The 25,362-nt window shown below is 64.2% G+C and carries 21 protein-coding genes; 15 read left to right on the top strand and 6 right to left on the bottom strand.

Features of this window, described 5'->3' with window-relative positions; all coding sequences use genetic code 11:
- Positions 1-13: 13 nt before the first annotated feature.
- The 3 genes from ACFOJ9_RS08190 to ACFOJ9_RS08180 are packed head-to-tail and all read right to left on the bottom strand — an operon-like array spanning position 14 to position 3,678.
- Complete coding sequence (locus ACFOJ9_RS08190) at positions 14-1,321, bottom strand: aspartate aminotransferase family protein (protein WP_378978381.1); 1,308 nt, start codon at positions 1,319-1,321, stop codon at positions 14-16.
- Positions 1,322-2,380 (bottom strand): phosphotransferase, encoded by a 1,059-nt coding sequence (locus ACFOJ9_RS08185; RefSeq protein ID WP_378978379.1) that lies wholly within the window; start codon positions 2,378-2,380, stop codon positions 1,322-1,324.
- Positions 2,377-3,678: an ArgE/DapE family deacylase gene (locus ACFOJ9_RS08180; protein WP_378978377.1), complete on the bottom strand. Its 1,302-nt coding sequence runs from the start codon at positions 3,676-3,678 to the stop codon at positions 2,377-2,379. The genes ACFOJ9_RS08185 and ACFOJ9_RS08180 overlap by 4 nt, the downstream gene beginning before the upstream one ends.
- A gap of 184 nt (positions 3,679-3,862) precedes the next feature.
- Between ACFOJ9_RS08180 and ACFOJ9_RS08175 the strand changes: the two genes are divergently transcribed.
- From ACFOJ9_RS08175 to ACFOJ9_RS08140, 8 genes are all read left to right on the top strand, one after another.
- Positions 3,863-4,555 (top strand): GNAT family N-acetyltransferase, encoded by a 693-nt coding sequence (locus ACFOJ9_RS08175; RefSeq protein ID WP_378978375.1) that lies wholly within the window; start codon positions 3,863-3,865, stop codon positions 4,553-4,555.
- Entirely contained in the window at positions 4,556-7,282 is a 2,727-nt protein-coding gene (locus ACFOJ9_RS08170) for a LuxR C-terminal-related transcriptional regulator (RefSeq protein WP_378978373.1), read from the top strand.
- An 83-nt stretch (positions 7,283-7,365) separates the two neighbouring features.
- Positions 7,366-8,487: a class II histone deacetylase gene (locus tag ACFOJ9_RS08165; RefSeq protein WP_378978371.1), complete on the top strand. Its 1,122-nt coding sequence runs from the start codon at positions 7,366-7,368 to the stop codon at positions 8,485-8,487.
- Between the two features lie 4 nt (positions 8,488-8,491).
- A complete protein-coding gene (gene urtB, locus ACFOJ9_RS08160; RefSeq protein WP_378978369.1) occupies positions 8,492-9,349 on the top strand; it encodes an urea ABC transporter permease subunit UrtB in 858 nt (285 codons plus the stop codon).
- Entirely contained in the window at positions 9,346-10,332 is a 987-nt protein-coding gene (locus ACFOJ9_RS08155) for a branched-chain amino acid ABC transporter permease (RefSeq protein WP_378978367.1), read from the top strand. Before urtB ends, ACFOJ9_RS08155 begins: the two co-directional genes overlap by 4 nt.
- Complete coding sequence (locus tag ACFOJ9_RS08150; RefSeq protein WP_378978365.1) at positions 10,329-11,033, top strand: ATP-binding cassette domain-containing protein; 705 nt, start codon at positions 10,329-10,331, stop codon at positions 11,031-11,033. The genes ACFOJ9_RS08155 and ACFOJ9_RS08150 overlap by 4 nt, the downstream gene beginning before the upstream one ends.
- Positions 11,034-11,035: 2 nt before the next feature.
- The gene (locus tag ACFOJ9_RS08145; RefSeq protein WP_378978363.1) at positions 11,036-11,737 is read left to right on the top strand and encodes an ABC transporter ATP-binding protein; all 702 of its coding nucleotides are present in this window, start codon (positions 11,036-11,038) and stop codon (positions 11,735-11,737) included.
- Between the two features lie 102 nt (positions 11,738-11,839).
- The gene (locus ACFOJ9_RS08140; protein WP_378978361.1) at positions 11,840-12,988 is read left to right on the top strand and encodes a substrate-binding protein; all 1,149 of its coding nucleotides are present in this window, start codon (positions 11,840-11,842) and stop codon (positions 12,986-12,988) included.
- Between the two features lie 54 nt (positions 12,989-13,042).
- Here the strand turns inward: ACFOJ9_RS08140 and ACFOJ9_RS08135 are convergent, their stop codons facing one another.
- Together ACFOJ9_RS08135 and ACFOJ9_RS08130 are read right to left on the bottom strand one after the other, a co-directional pair.
- Positions 13,043-14,689: an acetolactate synthase large subunit gene (locus ACFOJ9_RS08135; protein ID WP_378978359.1), complete on the bottom strand. Its 1,647-nt coding sequence runs from the start codon at positions 14,687-14,689 to the stop codon at positions 13,043-13,045.
- Between the two features lie 85 nt (positions 14,690-14,774).
- Positions 14,775-16,112 (bottom strand): aromatic ring-hydroxylating oxygenase subunit alpha, encoded by a 1,338-nt coding sequence (locus tag ACFOJ9_RS08130; protein WP_378978357.1) that lies wholly within the window; start codon positions 16,110-16,112, stop codon positions 14,775-14,777.
- Between the two features lie 128 nt (positions 16,113-16,240).
- Between ACFOJ9_RS08130 and ACFOJ9_RS08125 the strand changes: the two genes are divergently transcribed.
- Positions 16,241-17,134: a LysR family transcriptional regulator gene (locus tag ACFOJ9_RS08125; protein WP_378978355.1), complete on the top strand. Its 894-nt coding sequence runs from the start codon at positions 16,241-16,243 to the stop codon at positions 17,132-17,134.
- Between the two features lie 49 nt (positions 17,135-17,183).
- On the opposite strand, the gene ACFOJ9_RS08120 is transcribed toward ACFOJ9_RS08125, so the two are convergent.
- Positions 17,184-18,455: an NAD(P)/FAD-dependent oxidoreductase gene (locus ACFOJ9_RS08120; protein ID WP_378978353.1), complete on the bottom strand. Its 1,272-nt coding sequence runs from the start codon at positions 18,453-18,455 to the stop codon at positions 17,184-17,186.
- A 195-nt stretch (positions 18,456-18,650) separates the two neighbouring features.
- Between ACFOJ9_RS08120 and ACFOJ9_RS08115 the strand changes: the two genes are divergently transcribed.
- The 6 genes from ACFOJ9_RS08115 to ACFOJ9_RS08090 all read left to right on the top strand — a co-directional run bounded on the left by ACFOJ9_RS08115 (position 18,651) and on the right by ACFOJ9_RS08090 (position 25,330).
- Complete coding sequence (locus ACFOJ9_RS08115; protein ID WP_378978351.1) at positions 18,651-19,643, top strand: dipeptidase; 993 nt, start codon at positions 18,651-18,653, stop codon at positions 19,641-19,643.
- A 305-nt stretch (positions 19,644-19,948) separates the two neighbouring features.
- Positions 19,949-21,508, top strand: coding sequence for an ABC transporter substrate-binding protein (locus tag ACFOJ9_RS08110; protein WP_378978349.1), 1,560 nt, complete (start codon positions 19,949-19,951; stop codon positions 21,506-21,508).
- Between the two features lie 52 nt (positions 21,509-21,560).
- A complete protein-coding gene (locus ACFOJ9_RS08105) occupies positions 21,561-22,508 on the top strand; it encodes an ABC transporter permease (protein ID WP_378978347.1) in 948 nt (315 codons plus the stop codon).
- A gap of 28 nt (positions 22,509-22,536) precedes the next feature.
- A complete protein-coding gene (locus ACFOJ9_RS08100; protein WP_378978345.1) occupies positions 22,537-23,376 on the top strand; it encodes an ABC transporter permease in 840 nt (279 codons plus the stop codon).
- Positions 23,373-24,356: an ABC transporter ATP-binding protein gene (locus ACFOJ9_RS08095; protein WP_378978343.1), complete on the top strand. Its 984-nt coding sequence runs from the start codon at positions 23,373-23,375 to the stop codon at positions 24,354-24,356. Before ACFOJ9_RS08100 ends, ACFOJ9_RS08095 begins: the two co-directional genes overlap by 4 nt.
- Positions 24,353-25,330: an ABC transporter ATP-binding protein gene (locus tag ACFOJ9_RS08090; protein ID WP_378978341.1), complete on the top strand. Its 978-nt coding sequence runs from the start codon at positions 24,353-24,355 to the stop codon at positions 25,328-25,330. Before ACFOJ9_RS08095 ends, ACFOJ9_RS08090 begins: the two co-directional genes overlap by 4 nt.
- The last annotated feature ends 32 nt before the right edge of the window (positions 25,331-25,362 follow it).

Below are 25,362 nucleotides of genomic sequence, written 5' to 3'. Positions count from 1 at the left end.
GCGTTCGGCCCGCTCACCAGTTCGACAGAGCGCGATCGAGCGTCTCGGCCAGTTGCTCGGCATTGTCCCTGGCAAACGGCAGTGGCGGCCTGATCTTCAGCACATTGCCGCGCGGACCGCAGGATGAGATCAGCACGCCGTCCTCGCGCATGGCTTCGACGACCGCCGATGTCTTGGTGACGGCCAGCGCCTCGTCGCCGTCCGCCATCAGCTCGACGCCGAAATAGAGGCCGTTGTGCCTGATGTCGGTGACCGCGCCATGCCGGCTCTGCAGGGCGCGCAGCAGTTCACTCGTATAGGCGCCGACGTTGCGTGCATTCTCGATCAGCCCCTCGCCTTCGATGATCTCCAGAACGGCGAGGCCGACGGCGGCCGCGACGGGATTGCCGCCGAAGGTGTTGAAGTAGCCGGTGTTCGAGCCGAACGAGGCGACAAGCTGCGGCCGCACCAGCACCGCACCCATCGGATGCCCGTCGCCGATCGGCTTGCCCATCGTCACGATATCCGGCTCGATGCCATAATTGGCGAAGCCCCACATGCCCTGGCCAAGCCGGCCGAAGCCGGACTGGACCTCGTCTGCGATGACGATACCACCGGCCTTTTTCACATGGTCCGCCGCCTCGCGCATCACCGCCGCATCCGGAAAGAAGATGCCGTCGCTGGAAAAGGCCGAGTCGAGAAGCAATGCCGCCGGCCGGACATTTTTTGCGCGCATATCCTCGATGGCGGCCGCGACATTTTTCGCGAAATCATGTGCGGCCCGGCCATGGTCGCGGAACGTGTCCGGCGCTGCCACGGTGCGATGGTGTGCGGGCACGCCCTTAGCCCCGACCGCCGCCGGCGACAGCTGCGCCGTCGCGATGGTGGCGCCGTGATAGGCGAAATCGGTGATGATCACCCCCGTGCCGCCACTGGAATGCTGGGCGATACGGATGGCGAGGTCGTTGGCCTCGCTGCCGGTGCAGGTGAACATGGCGTGGCCGAGATGGGCCGGAACGGTGCCGAGTAGTTTCTCCGCGTAGTCGAGGATGATCTCGCTGAGATAGCGCGTGTGGGTGTTGAGCGTGGCGGCCTGCCCCGATAGCGCCTCGACAACACGCGGGTGGCAGTGGCCGACCGAGGCGACGTTGTTGTAGGCGTCGAGGAACTTGCGGCCCTGGGCATCGTAGAGCCAGACGCCGCTGCCACGCACCAGATGGATGGGGTTGCGGTAGAAGGCGCGGTAGGTCGGCCCGAGCAGCCTGGCGCGGCGCTCGAGCAGCGCGCGCTCCGATGCCGCGTCGGCATTTGCAGGGTATAGCGAGGACTGGGACACGAGCATCTACTCCGGATTGGAATGGTCGAGAAAATAGCGGCGGGCATCAGCGGACGACAAGCCGTCCAGCCGTTCGAGCGAAGCCCAGACCTCGGTGGCGAGGCGCAGCACATAGTCGCGCTTGGCCGGGAAGCGCTCGGCCTGCCAACTGGCGATGTTGACGATGAGCGCAAGGCGAGCACGGATCAGATTGAAGAGAATGCCGATCTCTTCCTCCTCCAGTGGCTGGACCGATTGATAGCCGGCGACAAAACGTGCTGCCGGCGCCAGCGGATGGCCTTCCGCCGGCCAGCGGTAGACGGCACCGATGGCGAGGTCGCAGATCAGCGGCGAGTGGATCATGTCGCCGAAATCGAGAATGCCGCTCACCACCTCGGGCCGCGAAGCGTCCATCACCACATTGTAGGAGTTCATGTCGTTGTGGACGATCTGGGCGCGCAGTTTCGGAATGACCGGCGCCGCATGCTCCTCGAAGGAGCCGATCGCGCGTTCGACCATGGCCCGCCGGCCAGCGTCAGCGATATGCGCCATCATCGGCCGCGTCTTGGCGACCTTGCGGATATCCCAGAGCAGGTCGCTGCCGGCGGCCGGGTGGAAGAAACCGCGCAGCGCCCGGCCAAGACGGGCGAGGAAGATGCCAAGATTGCGATCCTGCGCCTCAGAAGTCGGCGAGCGCGACAGCAACTGGCCGGGTAGATAGGTGACCAGCCGGATGATGCGCGGCGCCGATCCACCAACACTGGCCGCGAATTGCGCCTCGCCCTCAAGACTTTTGCGCACCGAGGGAACCGGCAAGGTGGGGTCGACTGCAAGGATGTGGTCGAGCGCCTTGTTCTGGAAATCGGTGAAGCCGGCCTCTTCCGCCGGATGGGAGATCTTCAGAACGAACTCACGCTCGCCGTCGGCCTGGATGTGGAAATTGTGGTCGCGTTCGCCAGGCAGCGGACGCGCGGTGCCCGTGAGCCCGTAGTACCGGCGCAGGATGGCAAGCGCTTCGGCGGTCGAGACATCAGGCGCGTCCTCGGCGAGTGTTTCGCCGAAAGCATCGGGCACCCCGGCATTCATGGCTTGGCCTCGGGAGCGATCGGTTCAAGACCGCACCAGTCGGCAATGAACAGCGCGATCGTCTGGGTGACCTTGCGCACAGAGTCGAGATCGACCGCCTCGTCATAACCATGCGGCATGCGGCAGATCGGGCCATAGACGATCGCCGGCGTGTCGGCATAGAGGCCGAAGAACCGCGCATCGGTGGTAGCCGAAGTGACGTGTTCCGTCAGTGGCTCGCCCCAGACGGCGGTGTGGCTGCGGCGCAGCACGGCTTCCATCTCGTCTGCACCCTCCAGCACATAGCCTTCGGCCATGAAGCCATTGTAGGTGAGGCTCGGCGGGCGATTGGCCAGGAAGGGGTCGGCGCGGGCCGCATCGGCGATGCAGGCTTCGAGCTCGGCTCTCGCATCCTCGAGCTTCTGGCCGGGGTAGGTGGCGACGCGCATCTCGAAGACACAGCGCGCCGGAACGCTCGATGTCCACTCGCCGCCTTCGATCTTGCCGAGGTTGAAGCGGATCGGGTGCGGGTGATCGTGGAAATGCTTGTCGTCGACCTTGCGCGCATTCCAGACGATTTCGAGCTGCTTCAACGCCTGGATGATGACGAATGCCTTTTCGATGGCATTGGCGCCGGCCGAGAATGCACCCGAGGCGTGCTGCGGGTCGCCGTCGACCTCGACCCGGAACCAGATCGGCCCGACCTGCGCCCGCATCAGTCTCGGCTCCAGCGGTTCGGGAATGAAAGCGGCATCGGCGCGGTAGCCGCGCTGCAAGCAGGCGAGCGCGCCATTGCCGGTGCACTCTTCCTCGACCACCGACTGGAGGTAGACGTTCGCGGCCGGCTGATAGCCGAGACTGCGCAAGGCGGTCAGCGCATAGAGGCAGGCGGACAGGCCGGCCTTCATGTCGCCGGCGCCGCGGCCATGCATCCAGCCGTCCTGGACCACCGAATCGTAGGGATCGCGCACCCAGCGGTCGAGCGGTCCGGTCGGAACGACATCGATATGGCCGTTGAGGATCAGCGAGCGGCCGGTCGCGTTTCGCGGCGTATGCGTGGCAACGACATTGAAGGCATCGTCATAGGAAACCGCCACGGGCGAAAAACCCGGCAGGTCGCGAATCGCATCGACATCGACGCGCCACATGTCGACCGCGTAGCCATCCGCCTCGTAGGCAGCCGCCATGAACGACTGCGCGGCGTGTTCCTCGCCACGCTGCGAGGGAAAACGCACGAGGTCTTGCAGAAACGCGACCTGCCGCGCGAAGCCGTCATCGACCGCGCTGAGAACAGCCTCGTCCGCAATCCGCTCAGGCATCATATTTCACTTTCATCCGAATGGTGTATCATATCTCATATGCCATTCTTGTGAAATGCAAGAGGCATACGCGTCAAACTTTCAGTCCAGGACTTGCCGTTCGATGCTGCCATGATTTTGGGGAGTTGGCATCGGATGCAGCAAGCCGATACTGCTATCTCTGGAAGACATGACGAGGAATGCGTTGATCAGCGAAGACACGATGCCGGCCGAAATCACCGATCTCGCCATTGGCTACCATCGCCTGCCGGCGGGCAAGCTTGCCAATGCGGTGACGTGGATGGAGGCGCGCTCGCCGCAGCCCGGTCTCGCGCACCCCTTGGCCATGACACGGATCACGACGCCCGACTGCGCTTCCTACCGAGCGATCTTCCTTGAGATCGGCGCTCCCTGGCTGTGGGATCGCGTTTCCGAAATGTCCGACGCCGAGATCGCGGCGCATTTCGCCGACCCGCGCCAGCATCTCTACTACGGCCATGACGAAACCGGTGCTCATCTCGGCATGGTCGAATTCTTCGTCGCCGACAGCAGCGAGATCGAGATCACCTATTTCGGCCTGTTCCCGTCCCTGACCGGCCGAGGTTTCGGCAAGCGGCTGATGGCCGGCGCACTGGATCTCGCATGGCGACTCAACCCGAACCGTATCTGGCTGCATACAAGCAGCTTCGATCATCACAGCGTCATCGGTTTCTACAGTGCCTGCGGGTTTGTGCCCTTCGCGACCGGGTTTGAGATCGTCGACGATCCCCGGATCAAGGGAACCTTGCCGCGCCATGTTGCACCGCAGATTCCCCTGATCGAAGCGGAGTGGAGCGGCTGCAGCAATGGCAAGGGAACCCCCGCCTCCCCAGAGAACCGGCAGGTTGCGCGGACCTAGATGAGAACAGCTCCGCAATCCGTCAGCCAAGCGTCGCCGCACCATCGCCGATGGGTGCGCCGCGAGACCATCCTGTCGACGCTGGAGCGCCATATCGACACGCGCATCGTGCTGTTCGCCGCGCCGGCGGGCTTCGGCAAATCGACGACGATGGCGCAATGGGCCACGGAAGTCGCGCGCCACGGCCGGCTGACCGCATGGCTGTCCTGCGAGGCAACCGACAATGACGAGGGCGCCTTCCTGTCGCATCTGGTGGGCGCGCTGCGCCATCTCGTCCAGAGCCCTGCGGAACTCGATCTTGCCTTCCAGTCGAGCCCAATCCCGCAGCTGGATGTCGTGCTCGCAGCACTTGTGGCGGGTCTGGCGGCGCGCGAGGCCGACATCACCTTGTTCTTCGACGACTACCACGCCATCGAGGCGCCGGCGGTGAAGCGGTTCATGGAGCGCCTGACCCGGCAGGCGCCGGCAAACGTCGCCTTCGTCATCGGCTCGCGCAGCCTGCCCGACCTGCAGCTCGGTAAGCTCCGGGTGCTTGGCGACGTTTTCGAGATCGGTCCCGACGATCTGCGTTTCGCCTCGTCCGAAGCCGAAGCTTTCTTCAACGAGAAGCTGGGCCTGAGCGTCAGCAGCGGCACGGTGGAAACCTTGTGTTCACGGACAGAAGGATGGGCCGCCGGCCTGCAACTGGCCTCGCTGTCGCTGAGTGCCGCACATGCACCCGAAACCGTCATCGGCAATTTCACCGGCGCCAACCGCAACGTCGCCGACTTCCTGATGGGTGAAGTGTTCCTGGAATTGCCGCAGGCGATCGCGAAGTTCCTGCTCTACAGCTCGATTTTCGAACGCTTCAGCGCCGAAGCCTGCCGGGCGGTGATGCGCGCGGCGGATGCAGAGACAGCGATCACCGAAATCGAGACGCGCAACCTGTTCCTGGTGCCGCTCGACGAGGAGCGGCGCTGGTACCGCTACCATCATCTGTTCCGCGATTTCCTCAGCCGCGAAATGGAACGGCGCGAACCGGAGATGATCGCGCCGCTGCATCTGGCGGCCGCCGAATGGTTCGGCGAGCGCAAGATGCTGACCGAGGCGATCGGGCACGCGCTCGCAGCCGGCGACCAGGCTCGCGCGGCGGTGTTCGTCGAAAACAACGCGCTCGACCTCATCGCCCAGTGCCAGCTTCTTTACGTACGCCAGTTGCTGGCACTGCTGCCGAGGAAGCTGATCGACCAGCGCATCCGGCTGCAGCTGGTCGTGCTGTGGCTGGCGGTGCACAGCAGCCAACCCGAGATTGCCCAACAGACGCTGAGCAATGCGCGCAAGCTGGTCGAGACCGGACCGGCTGACAGCAATGATCCAGGCACGATGACCGGCACAACGATCGAGGCCGAGCTCGTGGTTCTCGCCGCTGCCGTCCACAGCACGCTGGAGCAGTTCGATCAAGCGCGCGACACAGCACTTGCGGCCCTGCGTGTCATCGCGCCCGATGCCTGGTTCATGGAAGGCGCGACCGCCAATGTCATTGGCTACAACCTCTATGCGCTGGGCGACCTCGAAGGTGCGCGCGCCGCGATCGATGCGGCTAGACGGGCGCACGAGCGAAGCGGCAGCCTGCTCGGCGTCACCATCGCCAATTGCTACATGGCCGTTGTCGAGCGTTCGGCCGGCCGCTTGCCCGCCGCCGAGCGGCTGCTGCGCAACGCCATCATAGAGGCAAGGGCGCGGATCGGTGCAAATTCCTATGCCGAGGCCTTGGCCGGAACGCTGCTTGCCGAGCTTGCCTACGAAACCAATGCGTCAGGCGAAGCGCTGACCCTGGTCGAGAATCTCGGACCGCAGATCGAGGGTGCGGCGGTGATCGTCTATCCCTTGGCCAGCGTGCCGACCTATGCCCGCGTGCTGCAGCTGACCGGTCGCACCGAAGCGGCACTGGATATGCTTGAGCGCGTCTATCAACGCGTGCGCGGCACGGTGTATCGCCGCCTGGCATCGATGATCATGCATGACCGCATACGCGTGCTGCTCGACCAGAACCGAATTGATGAGGCCCGGGCGCTGCTGGCCGAGCATCGCGGCGAAGGGACCGAGGCTTCAACCGTCATCACCACAGCAAACGAGTTCGAGTTCTTTGCCGAAGGCCGCTTGCTGACGGCCGAGAAATCCTATGCCGCTGCCACGCGGGTTTTCGACGCGCTTCTGGAGCGAACGCGAAACAGCGGGCGCATGCGCCGCCATATATTGGCGTTGATCCTGAGCGCCAAGGCAGCCAGCGCTGCCCACGATCAACGCGAGGCAGACCGCTGTCTGCTCGAAGCGTTGCGTCTTGCCCAGCCGTCAGGCTTCATCCGTTCCTTCGTCGACGAGGGAAGGTCTGTCGTCGAAGGGTTGATGCGGCTGCGTGCGGCTCAGGCGAAGACCGACCCCGCGCTGTCAGCCTATGCAACGCGCATCATCGATGCCGCGCAGACAATGCCCGCGGCGACGCGCAAGCTGGCCGCACCAGCCGCTGAGAAGGAACAGCTCACTCAGCGCGAGGCCGAACTGCTGCGCTATCTCGCCGAGGGCATGTCCAATCGCGATATCGCCTTTGCGCTGTCGGTGAGCGAAACCACGGTGAAGTGGCATCTGAAGAACATTTTCGGCAAGCTGGCGGTGACCAACCGGGTCCAGGCGGTGCGCGCCGCGCAAGGGTCCGTTGGCGCCCATACCCCTCCGAAAGGAGGGGCATAGATAACAGGCACAACCCCTCTTTCGGGTCGGGCCACATGATCGTTAGCCTGCTAGCGTCACCTGGTTTTTAGAGGACGCTGCGGATGGCGACAGGCTACGTTTTTCACGAACAGCTGATGTGGCATGACACCGGCTCCAGCGCGGACATGATGCCTCCCGGCCGCTTCGTGGAACCCGGCCGCCATCTGGAATCCCCCGGCTCGAAGCGCCGGCTGAACAACCTCATCCAGGTCAGCGGCCTGTCGCGGCATCTGGTGCCGATCATTCCCGAGCCGGTCTCGGTCGAGGACCTTCTGCGCGTCCATACGCAACGCCATGTCGATGATATCCGCACGCTCAGCGAGCGTGGTTCCGGGTTCGCCGGGCCGCAGGCGCCGATCGGTCTCAACAGTTTCGACATCGCGCTGCTGTCGGCCGGCACCACCTATGCCGCGATGCGCGCCGTGCTGACCGGCCGCGTCGACAATGCCTATGCGCTGGCGCGGCCGCCGGGGCATCATGCCGAACCCGACCAGGCGATGGGCAACTGCCTGTTCTCCAACATCGGCGTCTCCGTGCGCCGGCTGCAGCATGAAGGCCTGCTTGGCCGCGCCGCCGTGGTCGACTGGGATGTGCATCACGGCAACGGCACCGAGACGGTCTTCTATTCCGACTCGTCGGTGCTGACCATTTCCCTGCATCAGGACAATCTCTACCCGACCGGGCGCGGTGCGCTGGCCGACAACGGGAAAGATGCTGGCGAAGGCTACAACATCAACATCCCGCTGCCGGCCGGCAGCGGGACCGGCGCCTATGAAGCGACCTTCGACCGCGTCGTCGCGCCGGCGCTGCGCGCCTACAGGCCGGACCTCGTCATCGTCGCCTCCGGTTTCGACGCGTCCGGCTTCGATCCGCTCGGCCGCATGATGCTCAACAGCGAATGCTTCCGGCGCCTGGCCGCGCGGATGGTGGCGCTGGCCGCCGAGACCTCGCAAGGACGCCTGATCATGACCCATGAAGGCGGCTATTCCGAAGGCTACGTGCCGTTCTGCGGCCATGCCGTCATCGAGACGCTTGCCAATCATCGCACCGAGGTGGTCGACCCGCTGTCGGAGCATATCGACGAATGGGCCGGGCAGGATCTGCAGCCGCACCAGGCCGCGGTGATCGATGCCGCAGAGGGGCTGCTCGCCGGCCTGCGCCAACGCCTCGCCAGTGCGGCCTGACGCGATGGATTTTTTTGTCACCACGCTTCTCAATGCGCTAACGCTGATCAGCATCCTGATGCTGGTCGGGCTCGGGCTGGCGATCAGCTTCGGCCTGATGAACGTCACCAACCTGGCGCATGGCGAGTTCGTAACCGTCGGCGCCTTTGCGGTCTATTTCGTCCAGAGCATGGGCGGCTCTTTCTGGCTGGGATTGGCCGCGGCGCCCATCGCCGGCGCGGTGGTCGGCTGTATCCTCGAATTCGTCATCATCCGCCATCTCTATTCCAGGCCGGTCTCGACCGTGCTCGCCACCTGGGGCGTCAGCCTGATCCTGCAGCAAGGGCTGGAACTGACCTTCGGTCTCGGCGCCAAGCCGGTGACGCCGCCGATCGAGGGCACACTCGACCTCATCTTCACAGTCTATCCGGCCTATCGGCTGATCCTGATCGGCATCGCCATGCTGACCCTGCTCGGCGTCATCCTGCTGATCAGCCGGACGTCCTTCGGTCTCGACATCCGCACCGTCATCCAGAACCGTGAAATGGCCGAGGGCGTCGGCATCAACACCCGGCGCACCTACGCCATCGCCTTCACCTTCGGTGCGGCCATCGCCGGACTGGCCGGCGGACTAGTCGCGCCGCTGGCGATCGTGCTGCCGCAGATGGGGGTGAACTATCTCGCCAACGCCTTCTTCGTCGTCATTGTCGGCGGCGTCGGCTCGATCGGCGGCCTTGTCGCCGGCAGCGTCTTTGTCGGCGGGCTGACCAGCATCCTCAACTACCAGATCTCGCCATCACTGGCCCAGGCGATCGTGCTGCTCGCGGCCATCGTCGCTGTCCGTCTGCGGCCCAACGGCCTGTTCAACGGAGCGTCGCGATGATCGCCCGGGATCGCAACTGGCTGCTGATCTTCGCCGTCTGCGTGGCACTCGCCATCGTCTATCCCCTCTTCGCCGATGGCTACCAGCTGACGGTGATCCGCGATGCGCTGATCTTCGGCCTGTTCGCGGCGAGCCTCGACTTCTTCTGGGGCCGCACCGGAATCCTGTGTTTCGGTCACGCTGCCTTTTTCGGCATTGGCGGCTACATCATGGCGCTGGTCACGCTGAATGACGCCATCCCCTTCGGAAGCCTGCTCGGCATCATCGGTGCGGTGGCGGGTGCAGCCTTCGTCGCCGCGATCATCGGCTACTTCCTGTTCTTCGGCGGCATTCGTGGCAGCTATTTCACCATCGTTACGCTGGCGATGGGCGTCATTTGCCAGCAGGCTGCCGTCTCCTGGAGTTCGGTCACCGGCGGCGACAGCGGCCTGATCGGCATCCCGCCGATCGAGTTCGATCTCGGCGGGCTTCATGTCGACCTCAGCCAGGACCTGCCCAGCTACATCTTCGTCTCGGCCATCGTCGCGATGACCGTGCTGGCGCTGTGGTCGATCAGCCGTGGCCGCTGGGGCACCGTGTTGACCGCCATACAGGACAATGAAGTCAGGGCGGCAGCGCTCGGCCACAATGCGCCGTTGCGGCTGCTCGTGACTTTCGTCCTGTCGGCGGCGATCGCCGGGCTTGCCGGCGCGCTTTACGTCTGCATGGCAGGGCTGGTGGCGCCCGATCTGTCCGGTCTGCTTCTGTCGACGGAGGTCATCGTCTGGGTGGCGGTCGGCGGCCGCGGCACGCTGCTTGGGCCTGTGCTCGGCGCCATCTTCATCCAGCGGGCGCAGCAGACGATCAGCAGCTTCAATCCGAGCCTGTGGCCGCTGCTGCTCGGCGGCGTCTTCGTCATCATCGTCTTCGTGCTGCCGGATGGCATCCTGTCGATCTACGCGCGGCTGAAGAGCCTGTTCAAGGGCAGGAGGCGCGCACAATGAGCGACATCCTGCTCCAGGCCGAGAATGTGGGCATCCGCTTTGGCGGGCTGCAGGCGCTGGAGGCGCTTGATCTCACCGTGCGCGACAAGGAGCTTTGCTGCATCATCGGGCCGAACGGCGCCGGCAAGAGCACCTTCCTCAATGTGCTGACCGGCACGCTTCGGCCGACCAGCGGCAGCGTGCGCTTTCTCGGCCACGACATTGCCGGCCTGCCGTTGCATCGCATCGCCCGGCTCGGCATCGCCCGCAAGTTCCAGATCCCCTCGGTCTTCCCGAGCCTCTCGGTGGAAGACAATCTGAAAGTCGCGCGCTGGGGCGCGCCCTCGCCTGTGCGCTCGGTTGGCGAACTGCTGGAGCTGGTCGCGCTGACCAACCGTGCCGCCACGCTGGCCGGTGAACTCGCGCACGGCCAGAAGCAATGGCTCGAGATCGGCATGGCGCTGGCGATCGAGCCACGCCTTCTGTTGCTGGATGAGCCGACCGCCGGGATGACGCCGCAGGAGACGCTGGCGACGGCGCAGATGCTGCTGCGGCTCAAGGGCGAGTTCTCGATCGTCGCCGTCGAGCACGACATCCGCTTCGTGCGTGCGCTGAATTGCGAGACGCTGGTCCTGCATCAGGGACGCCGGCTGCGCAGTGGACCTTTCCACGACATCGAGACCGACGAGATGGTCCGCGACGTCTATCTGGGGAGGCGCTGACCATGCTGCGGACAATGGCGGTCTCGGCCGGCTACGGCCTGCTCCCGGTGCTGAACGGCATCGACCTCAGCGTCGCGCCGGGCGAAGTGGTCGGCTTGCTCGGCCGCAACGGCGCCGGCAAGACGACGCTGCTGCGCGTCATCGCCGGCGGCTTGCGGGCGAGCGGTGGCGCGATAATCCTCGGCGACCAGAACCTAACCAACGCGCCGGCCTTCCGCCGCGCGCGGGCGGGCATCGCGCATGTGCCGCAAGGGCGCGGTATCTTCAACCAGCTGACGGTGCGACAGAATCTGGAAGTCGGCACCCGTGCCGCCAGGGACCGTGGCGACGGCGGCATTCCGGCCGACATCTTCGGCTATTTTCCGATCCTGCGCGAACGCGAAGCGCAGGTCGCCGGCACCCTCTCAGGTGGCCAGCAGCAGATGCTGGCGATCGGCCGCGCGCTCTGCGGCCTACCGTCGGTGCTGCTGCTCGACGAGCCCTCGGAAGGCATCCAGCCGAACATCGTGCAGTCGATCGCCGAGCTGGTGCCGCGCATCGCCCGCGAGCGCGGCATCGCGATCGTTCTTGTCGAGCAGAATCTCGATCTCGTTCTCAAGGCATCGAACCGCTGCCTGGTGATGGAGAAGGGCAGGATCGTCCATGAGGGTGCGCCGGAGGCGTTCGCCGACGAGACCCTGCTCAAGGATTTGTTGGCTTTATAGGGCGCGCCTGAAGCGCGCCTGGACCTGTTGGCTTTGTAAGGCGTGCATGGGGCGCGCCTGGGACTGGAAGGGAACACAACAATGATAAGCAGAAGAACTGTCTTGAAATCGGGCGGCGCCGCAGCCGCCTTCGCCATCGTCGGCGCGCCGGCGATCCTGCGCGCCGCCGACACCGTCAAGGTCGGCCTGTCGATCCCGATCACCGGGCTGCAAGCGATCCTCGGCGAGACGCTGCTCAATTGCTACAAGCTCGCCGCCGCCGAACTCAACGCCGCCAACGGCATTGGCGGGCGCCAGGTCGAGCTCATCATCGAAGACAACCAGACCACGACCAAGGGCTCCATCGACAAGGCGCGCAAGCTCATCAACGAAGACAAGGTCGACGTGATCATGGGCACGATCATTTCGCCCGAGCGCAGTGCCACGCTGTCGGTCACCTCAAAGGCCAAGAAGCTGTTCTTCTATCCGACCAATTTCGAAGGCGGCGAGTGCAACCGCTATTTTGTCGCCACCGGCCCGATCCCGATGCAGCAGGTCGACCCGATGATGCCATGGGTGGCTGAGAACCTCGGCAAGACGATCTATGTCATGGCCTCCGACTATGCCTGGCCGCAGAAGATGACCGAGGCGATCACGGCGGCCTATGAAAAGGCCGGCGGCAAGATTATCGGCGCCGACTACTATCCGTTCGGTACCACGGATTTCGGCCCGGCCTTCCAGAAGATCAAGTCGCTGAAGCCCGATGTCGTCTGGTCGATGGTGGTCGGCAACGACGCCGTCACCCAGCTCAAGCAGTATCGCAGCTTCGACATCAAGCAGCCACTGATCGCGCCGCTCGACGAGGTCTTCAATAAGGACGCGTTGCCGCCGGGCGTCGCGGCCGGCACCTACGCCCCGCAGCCCTACTGGATGGCGCTCGACAATCCGGTCAACAAGAAGTTCATCTCCAGCTTTCGCGAAAAGTTCGGCCAGGAGAAGATGGTCAACGGCATCGGCGAGGCCGGCTACAACGGCCTGCATCTCTACGCGCTAGCCGCAGAGAAGGCCGGATCGCTGAAGGACGACGATGTGCTGGCGGCGCTGCCGTCGATCGAGTTCGACGCGCCGCAAGGCAAGATCCGCGTCGACGCCACCAACAACCACACGCTGTGCCATTCCTATGTCGGCAAGGCGGCGGCCGACGGCATCGGCTACGAGATCGCTAAGGATTTCGGCACCATCGCGCCGGTGACGCCCTACTGCAAGGTGTAGGAGCTTCGGCAGCGGCTCTCCAAGGCAATCCTGACGGCAGCTTTGCCGCTGCCGTCAGGGCGTCTGCGGCGCAGGCAGCCGCTCGCGCAATTCGTCGACGAGCACCCTGGTGTTTTCGGAATAGTCGATAGGCACGACGACGAGATGCACGCCGCCGCCGGTGAAGGCCTGTTCCAGCGCCGGCCGCAAGTCGGCGATCTCTGCAACCCTGGTCCCCCTCGCGCCATAGGCCTCGGCATATCTAACGAAATCGGGATTGCCGAAGGTCATGCCGAAATCCGGAAATCCGTCAACCGCCTGCTTCCAGCGGATCATGCCGTAGGCATGGTCTTCGAGCAGCAGGACGACGAGGTTGAGCTTGAGCCTGACGGCGGTCTCCAGTTCCTGGCTGTTCATCATGAAGCCGCCGTCGCCACAGATCGCCATGACACGGCGCTGGGGATAGAGCAGTGCCGCCATCATCGCCGACGGCAGGCCCGCGCCCATGGTGGCCAGCGCATTGTCGAGCAGCAACGTGTTTGCCATGCGCGTACGGTAATTGCGCGCGAACCAGATCTTGTACATGCCGTTGTCGAGAGCCAGGATTCCGTCAGGCGGCATCACGGCGCGCACGTCATGCACGATGCGCTGCGGCGTGAAACGGTCTTCGGTGGCGCGCGCGGCGATCCGGCTCAGAATGCCTTCCCGCAGCGGCAGCAAGGCCTGTGCGTTGGGGATCTTGCCCTCGATGCGGTCGGCCAGCAGCGCCAGCGAAGGACCGAGGTCGCCGACGATTTCGGCTTGCGGGAAATAGACCTGCTCGACATCGGCTGAATGGTAGCCAACATGAATGACCTTCGGCCCCTTCGCCCCCATGATGAAGGGCGGCTTCTCGACCGTGTCGTGGCCGATGGTGATGATCAGATCGGCCTGTTCTATGGCCTCGTGCACATAGTCGCGCTCCGAAAGTGCTGCCGTTCCCATGTAGAGCTCGGTTCCGCCAGGCACGGTGCCCTTGCCCATCTGCGTGGTGAAGTAGGGAATTTGCGTGCGCAACACGAACTGGGCGAGATCGGAGGTCGAGCGCGGCCGCGACGCCGCCGCGCCAAACATCAACAGCGGACGTTTGGCCTCTATGATCATCCGGGCGGCGCGATCGAGCGCGACCGCACTGGCCACGGGCAGTTCGACCGGATGCGTCGGCACGAGCGCGACAGCTTCGCACTCTGCCGCTGCAATGTCTTCCGGCAGTTCCAGATGCACGGGCCCCGGTCGCTCTTCCTGGGCGACGCGAAAAGCCTCGCGCACCAGCGACGGGATCATCTTCGGCGAGACGATCTGGCGCGACAGCTTGGTCAGCGGCTTCATCGCCGCGACGATGTCGACGATCTGAAAGCGCGCCTGCCGGGATGACAGGATGCCCTTCTGGCCGGTGATCATGATCATCGGCATCGCGCCGAGCAGCGCATAGGCCGAACCGGTCGAAAGATTGAGCGCGCCTGGGCCAAGCGTGGTGATGCACACACCTGGCTTGCCGGTGAGCCTGCCATAGGTGGCGGCCATGAAAGCGGCTGCTTGCTCGTGGCGGGTCAGGATCAGCTGGATCGAGGAGCGGCGGATGGATTCGACGATATCGAGATTTTCTTCGCCCGGAATGCCGAAAATCCGTTCGACCCCTTCGTTCTCGAGAGCCGCGACGAACAAATCCGAACCTTTGGTCATAAACTGTCTCTCCCGCAACATTCCGTCGGCCACCTTCATATGGCATCGGAACGCGACGCCTCAAAGAGGCATCTTCGGCCCCGGGTCAGAGGCGCGTGTTGCAGCTCGCCGCTTTCGGCGATGCGAAAAGTTCCTTTGGCGCAGACCACTGGCTGACGGTCGCGCCGCGCGTGCCGGTGATCAGCGAACGCAGTTCCGACAAATAGGTCTGCACGAAGAACGAGGTCTGGCTTTCCAGCGGCGTATAAGGGCCCGGCCGGTAGGCGCGCGACATGATGCCGTCGGCATTGTCCTCGGTGATCTTCTTGTCCTGCAGCGTGGTGATGTCCCACATCCAGCTGACGGCATCGGCGTCGATGTCGCCGTCGGCATCCTTGTCGACAAGCCAGGTCAGGATGACATCAGTTTCCGTGGCGCTGCGCGGTATCATCTGGAACAGCGTGACATAGTCATTGGCAGCACTCGCGAAGGACAGGCGTCCGAGGCGGAAGCCGCTTTCGCCACCATCATAGGCGTGACGACCACCCATCAGGCACGAGACCCCCTCGCCCGTATTGGACAGCGTGTTACGGCCGGAGCCGATCGGCTTGCGGTGCATGGCAAACGGCATCGTGTCGAGGTCGCCTGCCTGCCACGCACCCTTGTGGAATTCGGCATCGCCGATGACGCTGTGCCAGGCCTCGATTTCGTTCTGCCACTCGACTGCCTTGTCGGCGTCGCGGGTCGCGGTCACTTTGACATGGCCGTTGACGCGGTAATATTCGGGATGAGCCGGCCGGCAGTGATAGCATTCGAGGAAGTTCTCGAGCACCAGCTTCCAGTTCGCCTTGGTCAGATAGTTCTTGCGGGCGACGATGCGTGCACGGTCGAGGCCGTTTTCGCGCAAGCCGCCCGTCAGCCCGTCCGCGACAGGCTGGATGTCGGGCAGCGAACTGGCATCGAGGCCGCAGAAGACGAGGCCGCCGAAACTCTTGCAGGGCACGCGGTGCAGTCCCAGCGCTTCCGGATCGACGCTTGCCGGCAGATCCTGCCGTGACTGCAGTTCGCCGGTCAGCCTGAACGACCAGGCATGATAGGGGCAGACCAGAAGCTTGCCGCGACCATCCTTGGCGCAGAGCCGCGAGCCGCGATGGGTGCAGACATTGTAGTAGGCCGCGATGTCGTCCTCGGCGTCGCCGAAGCGCACGACGATGATCTCCTCGTCGAACAGCTGGCGCACGATGTAGCGGCCCTTTTCAGGCACCTCGCTGGAATGGGCGACAAGCATCCATTGGCGGGGAAACCACAAGTCCCGTTCCAGCGCGAAGATCGCCGGGTCCGCATAGAAGGCCTGTTCCATCGACCAGTCCGGACGTTGCCGGTCGATCAGCCTGACGGTCTCACTTCTGTCGATAGGCTGGCTGTTCGGTGTGTAGGCCTGCACGGCAAACACCTTTCTGCTCGCTGGCGTTAGGATGATGTTTCGATAGAGTGTGCGATGCGGAAAGGCTTGCAGCAAATACAGGTATGATAGGCCTTCATATCGAAAAGGCATGAAAGAAGGTCCGGATCGTGAAAACCCTCAAGACATCGCTTCCCCTGCTGAACGCCATGGTCGTCTTCGAGGCTGCCGCCAGGCATGGCGGGCTGACGCTGGCCGCCCAGGAGCTCAACATCGCACAATCGGCGGTCAGCAGGCATGTCGCCAATCTCGAGCGCCAGCTGTCGGTCGAGCTGTTCACGCGCAAAGGCAACCGCGTCGCCGTAACCGGGGCCGGCAACACGCTGGCCGAAGCGATCCGCGAGGGTCTCGGCACCATCAGGCGAGCGGTTGAGGATTTGACCGCGCACGACAGCGACACGTTCGTGGTCGGCTGCAGCCACGACTTCGCGCAGGCATGGCTGATGCCGCGCTTCGGCCTCATCACATCGCAGGTTGCCGATGGCCGGGTGCTGCTGCAGACATCCACCGACTACAGGGATTTCGACCAGCCTGAAGTGGCGCTGTCGATCCGTTTCGGCGAAGCCGGGCAATGGCCCGAATTCGTGACCGAAAAACTGCTCGACGGTGAATGGTTCCCGGTTTGTGCGCCGGCGTTCCTGGCGCGATACCCGGCGCTGGCCTCGGAAGACCCCGAGGCTTTCATGGCGGTGCCGCTGCTGCATCAGGTGACGCCGCCCGGCGCGATCGACAGTTGGCAATCATGGATCGGAACCGACCGGAAACTCGACGGACCTCGGTTCACCGGCTACATGTCGATGATACACGAAACCATCGCCGGGCGCGGCGCGGCACTCGCCTGGGCCGGGTTCGCCGACGAGCATCTTCGCCGCGGCCAGCTCGTCCGGCTGACGAAGACCTCGCGTCGCCACGCCGGCTCCTTCCACATCGTCATGAGGAAGAATGCCGGCCCGACGGTCAGGGGAGTGGCGCAGGCGCTACTGGATAGCGTCGGGGACAGCTGAGAGATCAGCGTCGGGGACAGCTGACAATCAGCGTCGGGGACAGCTCCGATCAGGCCTCGCGACCAAATCGCGACGCTTCATGACGCGCGCCCCAGGCAGGCATGGCTGCCTCGATCTCGGCTTCCGACTTGAAGGCGTCGGAGGCGTAGCGATCGACACGGAACCGCTCGGCGGAAACGAACGGGGTCTGCCCGAGGACCAGTTCGCAGGAGAGCCGGCCAAGACCCGGTCCATGGGTGACGCCGCTCTCATTGTCGCCGCCGACAACCACGACGTTGTCGCTGCCGGGGACCTTGCCGACGACGAGACTGTTGTCGGGCGTGTAGCACGGCACGCCTTGCGCCCAGCTCGCGATCGTCGAACCGCGCAGCGGCGGGAACACCGTCTGCAGTTCGGCAAGCTCTTGCTCGGAGGTCTCCTGCATCAGCTCGATATTGTGCGGCTGGCCGGGCTCGATTTCGCTGTCATTCGTCTTGTACAGGGGTTTGTAGTGCCGGCCGGTTCCCCACATGACGGCGCCGAATGTTTCGCGCAGCCACAGCCGCAATTCGCGGCACTGGACGGTGGGAATGGTCGACGGCAGCCCACGGTCGTTGGTGACGATGCGCGTTGCGACGACCCGCAGCAGCGGCAACTGCCAGCCGAGGCCTGATATGACCTGGTTGTTCCAGGCGCCGGCGGCAACGATCACACCATCGGCCTCAAGGCTGCCCTGATCGGTCTCGATCGTCACCCGGTCGCCCGCATCATGGACGGCCGTCACGCGTGTCTTGCTGCGGAAGACGCCGCCAAGCTCGCTGATCTGGCCGCTCAGCACACCCATCGCCAGCTTGGTGTCGAGCTGGATGCCATGCGGATTGTAGGCCGCCGAATGGACCCGGGCCGGATCGATGAGGCCTTGCATCTTCCGCCCGATCTGCGCGGCGTTCAGATCCTGCATTTCCGGCGGCGCATAGGCCGAGTCCAGCACCGGCCGAACGAAACGTTCGCGCCCGTCCTCGGTCAGCGCCATGATCAAGGTGCCGTTCGGCCGATAGCCGATCTCGACGCCGACCTCGTGCAGCCGGCGATAGAAATCGAGGCCATATTGCTGCAGCTGAAGGCCCTCTTCGCCAAGCGGAATCATGCCGGCGGACCAATGGGAAACGAATCCCGCGCCGGCGCTGGTGGTCGCGGCACCCGGCTGGCCCGCATCGATGACCGTCACCTGGCGCACGCCGGACCGCAGCAGATGGAAAGCCGCGCTGCAGCCGATGATGCCGCCGCCGATCACGGCGATATGCCTGTTATGTCCCCCGCCATGGCTGCCGTTTGAACTCATCTTTGTTCTCCCTTTTGCCGATGGTCCGGTCGGAGCGACATGCAGCGACGGCGACCATACAGGCTCGTTCCGGACTGTCTAGACACATGTGTCTGTGGCCTGATACTTGATGCGCACTGCATCTGGATCACACGTCCGGAACGCCGCTTGATCCGGCCTTCCGTCGTGTTGGTGTTGCGAGAGAGTGAGGAAAAAGTGAGCGTTTCGACTGCCGCCCGGGCCATTTTCGACAGTGAAATCATATGGGACGCGCATTCCGGCTTTATGCCGGACCCGGCGGCGGACCTGAACAATCTGCAGATCTGGCGCGACGCCGGCATCGACTATCTGTCGATCGATGTCGGCTTCGACCTGTTGCCCTGGGAGCAGACAGTGCGGACCCTGGCGAATTTCCGCCAATGGATCCTTGCCAATCCTGAGCACTACACGCTGGTCTCCTCCGTCGCGGAAATCCGCAAGGCCAAGCTTGAGGGCAAACTGGCGATCACCTTCGACATCGAGGGCATGAACGCGCTCGACGGCCGCATCGAGATGGTCGAGTTCTATCACCATCTGGGCGTGCGCCAGATCCTGTTTGCCTATAACAGGAACAACCTGGCCGGCGGCGGTTGCCACGATGTCGAGACCAGCCTGACGGCGTTCGGCCGCGAGGTCATCGACGAGATGAACCGTCTCGGCATGTTCGTCGACGTCACCCACACCGGCTACCGCACCTCGATGGAGGTGATGGAATACTCCAACCGCCCTGTGATCTTCTCGCACTCCAACGCCAAGGCCTTGTGCGGCCATGGCCGCAACATCACCGACGAGCAGATCAAGGCCTGCGCGCGCACCGGCGGCATCGTCGCGATTGTCGGGCTCAATCGTTTCCTGGGAGAAGGGCGGACGGACTCGGACAGGCTGGCTGACCACATTGAATATCTCGTCGATCTGGTTGACCCAGAGCATGTTGGCATCGGACTGGACTACGCCTTTCCGGTAGACTTCAAAGGCATTGACCGCATCATTTCCGACAATCCGCAATTCTGGCCCAAGAGCGAATATCCGGAGGGGGCGACGACCTACGCGGCTCCAGGTCAGATGCGCGAACTGACCGAGGTTCTTCTGCGCCGCGGCCAGTCCGAGCAGACCGTGCGCGATGTCCTGGGCGGCAATTTCATGCGCCTGGCGGCTGAAATCTGGAAGTGAACGACAGCGGAGACGTGCATCTCCGTTCCAGCACTTGATCCAGGTCCCACCGAATGGCGGGCCAGGCCGCGCCGTGTGGGCGAGCACATTTCGCCCTCCTGCTTGTCCAAGTCGACGCGCCGGCGGGGTCGGAACAGATGTCGATATTTTCCGCAAGATCGTCCGTATCCAAGATTCGGACGTGCCGGCAAAATTTTAGCTAGACATGTGTGTCTATTATTAGCAGTTTTAGCGGGCCGAGACATTCGGCGCGGCCTGGAATGGCTCGCCGCTTAAGAACACGACAAAACAGCAGAGGGGTAGACATGTCCATCCTAGCCAACACCAAGGTTTCGCGCCGCAGCCTGCTTGCCGGAGCCGGCGCCCTTGGCCTTGCCTCAATGGTCAATCCACGGGTTTCCTGGTCGAGCGACGGTCCGATCCTGAAGGTGCGCTCCTATGCTGACATCCAGACGCTTGACCCTTGCTTCCGGCTGGCGGCACCCGAAGGCGACATCACCAGCGTCATCTTTGCCGGCCTCGTCGTCACCACGCCGGGCGACAGCTGGGGCTGGCGGCCGATGGCGGCGGAGACGATCAAGCAGCTCGATCCGCTGACCGTCGCCTTCCAGCTGCGCGACAATATCGGCTTCACCGATGGCTACGGCCAGATGACGGCCGAAGACGTCAAGTTTTCGATCGAACGCATCGCCGATCCCGCCAACAAGAGCCCCTACTCCGGCGACTGGGCGACGCTCAAAGAGGTCGAAGTAAAGGACAAGCTGTCGGGGCTGATCCACCTGAAGCAGGCCTTCGCGCCGCTGTGGACGTCGACCTTGCCGACGCCGTCCGGAACCATCCTGTCGAAGCGCGCCATCACCGAGCTCGGTGGCAAGATGGGTGTCAAGCCGGTGGCCCAGTCGGGTCCCTACATCCTGAAGGAATGGCTGCCCAAGCAGCGCACGGTGCTGGTCCGCAATCCCGACTGGAAGTACGAGCAAGGTGCCTTCGCGGAGATCCACATCCATCCGATCGAGGATGAGAAGACCGCCGAACTCGGCTACGAAGCCGGCGACCTGGATTACACCTGGACCGCGGTCTCCTCGATCTCGCGCCTGAAGCAGACGCCGCCGCCAAAGACGACAGTGGTCGAGAAGCCTTCGCTGGCCTTTGTCTGGCTTGGCATGAACCAGGATGTCGCCCCCTTCAACAATCCCAACATGCGCCGCGCGGTACAGTACGCCGTGGACCGCAAGGCGGTGGTCGATGCCGCCTATTTCGGCGCCGCCGCCACCGCCACCGGCATCATCGCGCCCGGCCTGCCCGGCCATCGCGAGAAGAACCTCTTCGATTTCGATCCGGACCGCGCCCGCGACATGATCGCCAAGGAGGGGCTGGCCGGCACGACGATCACGCTCGACATCCTCAACAAGACCGAGCGCCTCACCGCAGCCCAGATCGTGCAGTCGAACCTGCAGGACGTCGGCCTCAACGTGGAGATCAAGCAGAACGACAGCGGCACCTTCTGGACGCTTGGCGCCAAGGAAGGCGACTACTGGAAAAAGCTGCAGATGATCATCAGCCGCTTCTCCATGCAGCCGGACCCGAGCTGGGCCACCGCCTGGTTCACGCGCGACCAGATCGGCGTCTGGAACTGGGAGCGTTTTTCCAGCGAGGAATTCGACAAGCTCAACGCCGAAGGCATGGTCGAACTCGATCCGGCAAAACGCGATGTCATTTACAAGAAGCTGCAGGACCTCATGGAGGAGAACGGCAACTACGTTTTCCTGACCCACGAGGTCACCGGCATCATGAATCGAGACACGCTTGTGGCCGGCCTGAAGCCGAATGGCGAACCCGTGTTCACCGATTTCAAACCGGCATGATATCGGCGGGCGGGGCTCGTCCCCGCCAAAGACCGTCCGACAGGTACCGAAAATGATCCGCTACGCCCTCAAGCGTCTGTGGCTTGGCGCCATCATCATCAGCGTGGCCATGATGATGATGTTCGCCATGGTTTACCTCATTCCGGGCGACCCGGCCTCCGTCGCGCTGGGGCCGCGCGCGACGCCGGAGATGATGGAGGCGCTGCGCGTGCGCATGGGCCTCGACCAGCCGGTGTGGCGGCAGTTCCTGCATTTCTACGGGGCGGTCCTGCGCGGCGACCTTGGCACCGAGGTGCTGTCGAACCGACCGGTGCTGGATGTGGTGATGGAACAGCTTCCGTTCACGCTGGCGCTGGTGGTGGGCGGCATCACCTGGTCGGTGGCGCTCGGCATCCCGCTTGGCTGCATCGCGGCGGTGCGGCGCGGCGGCTTTGTCGATCAGGTGATCGGGGTCCTGTCGGTGGCGATGATCGCCGTGCCGTCCTTCGTCGTCGCCATCTATTCGCTGCTGGTGTTTGCGGTCGCCCTGCAATGGCTGCCGGCGATCGGCGCCGGCGAACCGGGCGACCTCGCCAGCCGGCTCCAGCACCTCATCCTGCCGTCGCTGGCGGTTGGTCTTGGCTGGATCGGCTACATCTCGCGCATGGTGCGCGCCTCGATGCTGGAGACGCTGGAGGCGAGCCATATCCGCACGGCGCGCGCCTTCGGCCTGACCGAGCACCGGATCGTCTACACCTACGCGCTGCGCATCGCAGTGCTGCCGACGATCACCTTGCTCGGCGTCGGCATCGGCCACATGCTGTCGTCTTCCGTCTTCGCCGAAATCGTCTTCGCCCGACCCGGCATTGGCAAGCTGGTCTATGAGGCGATTTCGGTACGCAACTATCCCATCGTCTCCGGAGCCGTGCTGGTCACCACGGTCTTCTTCGTCCTCGTCAACGTAGCGGCCGACATCCTGGTCGGCCTATTGGATCCCCGTGTCAGATCAAGTTTCAACTGAGCTGCCATCCCGCAGCAGCCGTCTCGGCATGATGTGGCGCACCGTGCGCCGCATCATGCGCGAGCCGCTGGGCGCCATCGGCCTGACGCTGGTGACGGTGGTGGTGCTGTCGGCGGTGTTTGCCAGCGGCCTGACCAGCTATGCGCCGAGCAAGATATCGCCGGCCGAACGCTTCGCCCCGCCGAGCCTGCTGCATCTGCTCGGTACCGACCATCTCGGCCGCGATCTTCTCACCCGCGTCCTATACGGCGGACGTGTTGCATTGCTGATTGCGCTCGGCGCGACGGCGGTGTCGCTGATCGTTGGCGTGGTGCTGGGGCTGATCGCCGGCTATGGGCCGCGCTGGCTCGACAATGTGCTGCTGCTGATCTTCGACGCGGTGAAGAGCTTTCCCACCGTCATGCTGGCGCTGACGCTGGTCACCCTGTTCGGCCCCTCGCTGTACGCGGTGGTGCTGGTGGTGATGCTGGTCAATGTGCCGGGCTATGCCCGCATCATCAGAACCCAGACGCTGGTGCTCAAATCAGCCGAACATGTCATGGCGGCGCGCTCGATGGGCGCCAGTGCGGGCCGCATCCTGCGCGTCCACATCCTGCCCAACATCATCGGCCCGATCCTGATCCTGATATCGATGGACATTCCCGTGGTGGTGGCGATCGAGGCCGGAATGAGCTTCCTTGGGCTCGGCGTGCGGCCGCCGACGCCAAGCTGGGGCGCGATCCTCAATGACGGCTTCGCCAACATCCGCGATTCCTACTGGATCGTGATTGCCGGCGGCCTGCCGATCGTGCTGACCACGCTCGGCTTCACCTTCTTCGGCGAGACGCTGCGCGACCTCTTTGATCCCAGGCTGAAGGGACGCTCATGACGGTTCTCGAGGTCAAGGATCTGAGCGTTGCCTTCCACACCGAGAGCGGGCGACTGCAGGCGCTGAAGCAGGTGAGTTTTTCCGTGCCGTCCAACCGCAGCGTCGGCGTGGTCGGCGAGTCGGGTTGCGGGAAATCGACGCTCATCAACGCCATTCTCGGCCTGCTCGCCGACAATGGTGAAATCACATCGGGCGAGATCATCTTCGAGGGTGACAAGGACCTCGCCCGGCTCGACCCAACGGCGATGCGTGGCCTGCGCGGCCAAAGGATCGCCACCGTTTTCCAGGACCCGATGGGCGCGCTCAACCCGGTGCTGTCGGTGGGGCGGCAGATGCGCGACATTCAGTATCGCTCGGGTCTGTCGAAGCGGGACAAGGATGCGCGCTCGGTCGCCATGCTGCGCAAGGTTCGCATTCCCGATCCTGAAAGCCGGCTGACGCAGTTTCCGCACGAATTCTCCGGCGGCATGAAGCAGCGCATCGCCATCGCCATGGCGCTGATGATGGAACCGGCGCTGCTGATCGCCGACGAGCCGACGACGGCGCTCGATGCGACGCTGGAGGTGGCCACCATCGAACTGCTCAAGGATTTGCAGCGCGACATCGGCTGCTCGGTGCTGTTCATCTCGCATCATCTGGGCGTGATCGCCGAGCTCTGCGACGAGATGATCGTGATGTATGCCGGCGAGGTGGTGGAGAGCGGCACGACCCGCGAGATCTTCCACGATGCGCGTCATCCCTACACGCAAAAGCTGTTGGCTTGCGATCCCGCGCGGCTGTCGCAGCGGGTTGCTCGCCTGCCGACTATTGCCGGGACCTTGCCGGATTTGCGCCGCCGGCCGAGCGGCTGCGTCTTCCAGCCGCGCTGCGATCGCGCCGACGCGCAGTGCCTGACCGTGCCTCCCAGCTCAGTCATCGGCGGGTCTCACATCGCCCGCTGCTGGCATGCGGACATTCCCTTGGGAGCGATGAACGCATGAGCTCCGACGACCTGCTCCGTGTCAGCGACCTGCGCGTCTCGTTCCGGGTTGGCGGCCTGTCCGCCAGACTTGCCGGGCGAGCCACCGAGATCGAGGCCGTCTCCGGCGTCAGCTTCACCCTTCAACGAGGCAGCACCTTCGCATTGGTCGGCGAATCCGGCTCGGGCAAGACGACGCTGGCGCGCACGCTCAACGGTCTTCAGCCCGTGAGGGCGGGCACGATCCTGTTTGAAGGGCAGGAACTGCAGGGTCTGTCCAACGCCGCCCTGAAGCCGGTGCGGCGGCGCATGCCGATGATGTTCCAGGATCCGGTCGGATCGCTGTCGCCGCGGCTCAGCGTGCGGTCGCTGCTGTCGGAGCCTTTCGTCATTCACGGCTTGTCGGATCGCGATCTCAACGCCGAAGTCACACGGCTTCTAGCGCTGGTCGGGCTGCCGCGCGATTTCGCCGACCGCTACCCGCACCAGCTTTCGGGCGGCCAGGCGCGCCGCGTCGGCGTCGCGCGGGCGATCGCGCTGGACCCGGTTCTGGTCGTCGCCGACGAGCCGACCGCCGGCCTCGACGTCTCGGTGCAGGGAGAGGTGCTGAACCTGCTCAACGACCTGCGTGACCGCATGGGCCTGTCGATGCTGATCATCACCCACAATCTGCATGTCGTGCGCCAAATCGCCGACCGCATGGCGGTGATGTATCTCGGACGCTTCGTCGAGCAGGGCGAAACCGAAGCGATCTTCCGCGCGCCGCACCATCCCTATACGGCGGCACTTCTGTCTGCCAATCCCGAGCCGGATCCCGACAGGGTGCACCAGCGCATCACGCTGCCGGCTGACGTTCCGTCCTTGCTGGCGCGCCCTTTAGGCTGCGAGTTTCACACACGCTGTCCGCAGGCCCAGGGCCGTTGCGTGGTCGATGTCCCCGTCCCGGCCTCGGTCGGCAACAGCCGCCTGACCTGCCATTTCCCGCTGAACACATAAGGATCGTCACCGGCGCAAGTGTCGGCCGGGGC

Source organism: Mesorhizobium cantuariense (genome assembly GCF_042647205.1).
Lineage (GTDB): Bacteria > Pseudomonadota > Alphaproteobacteria > Rhizobiales > Rhizobiaceae > Mesorhizobium > Mesorhizobium cantuariense.
Note: the sequence above shows the minus strand (reverse complement) of the source record. Positions and strands in the feature narration are given on the sequence as shown.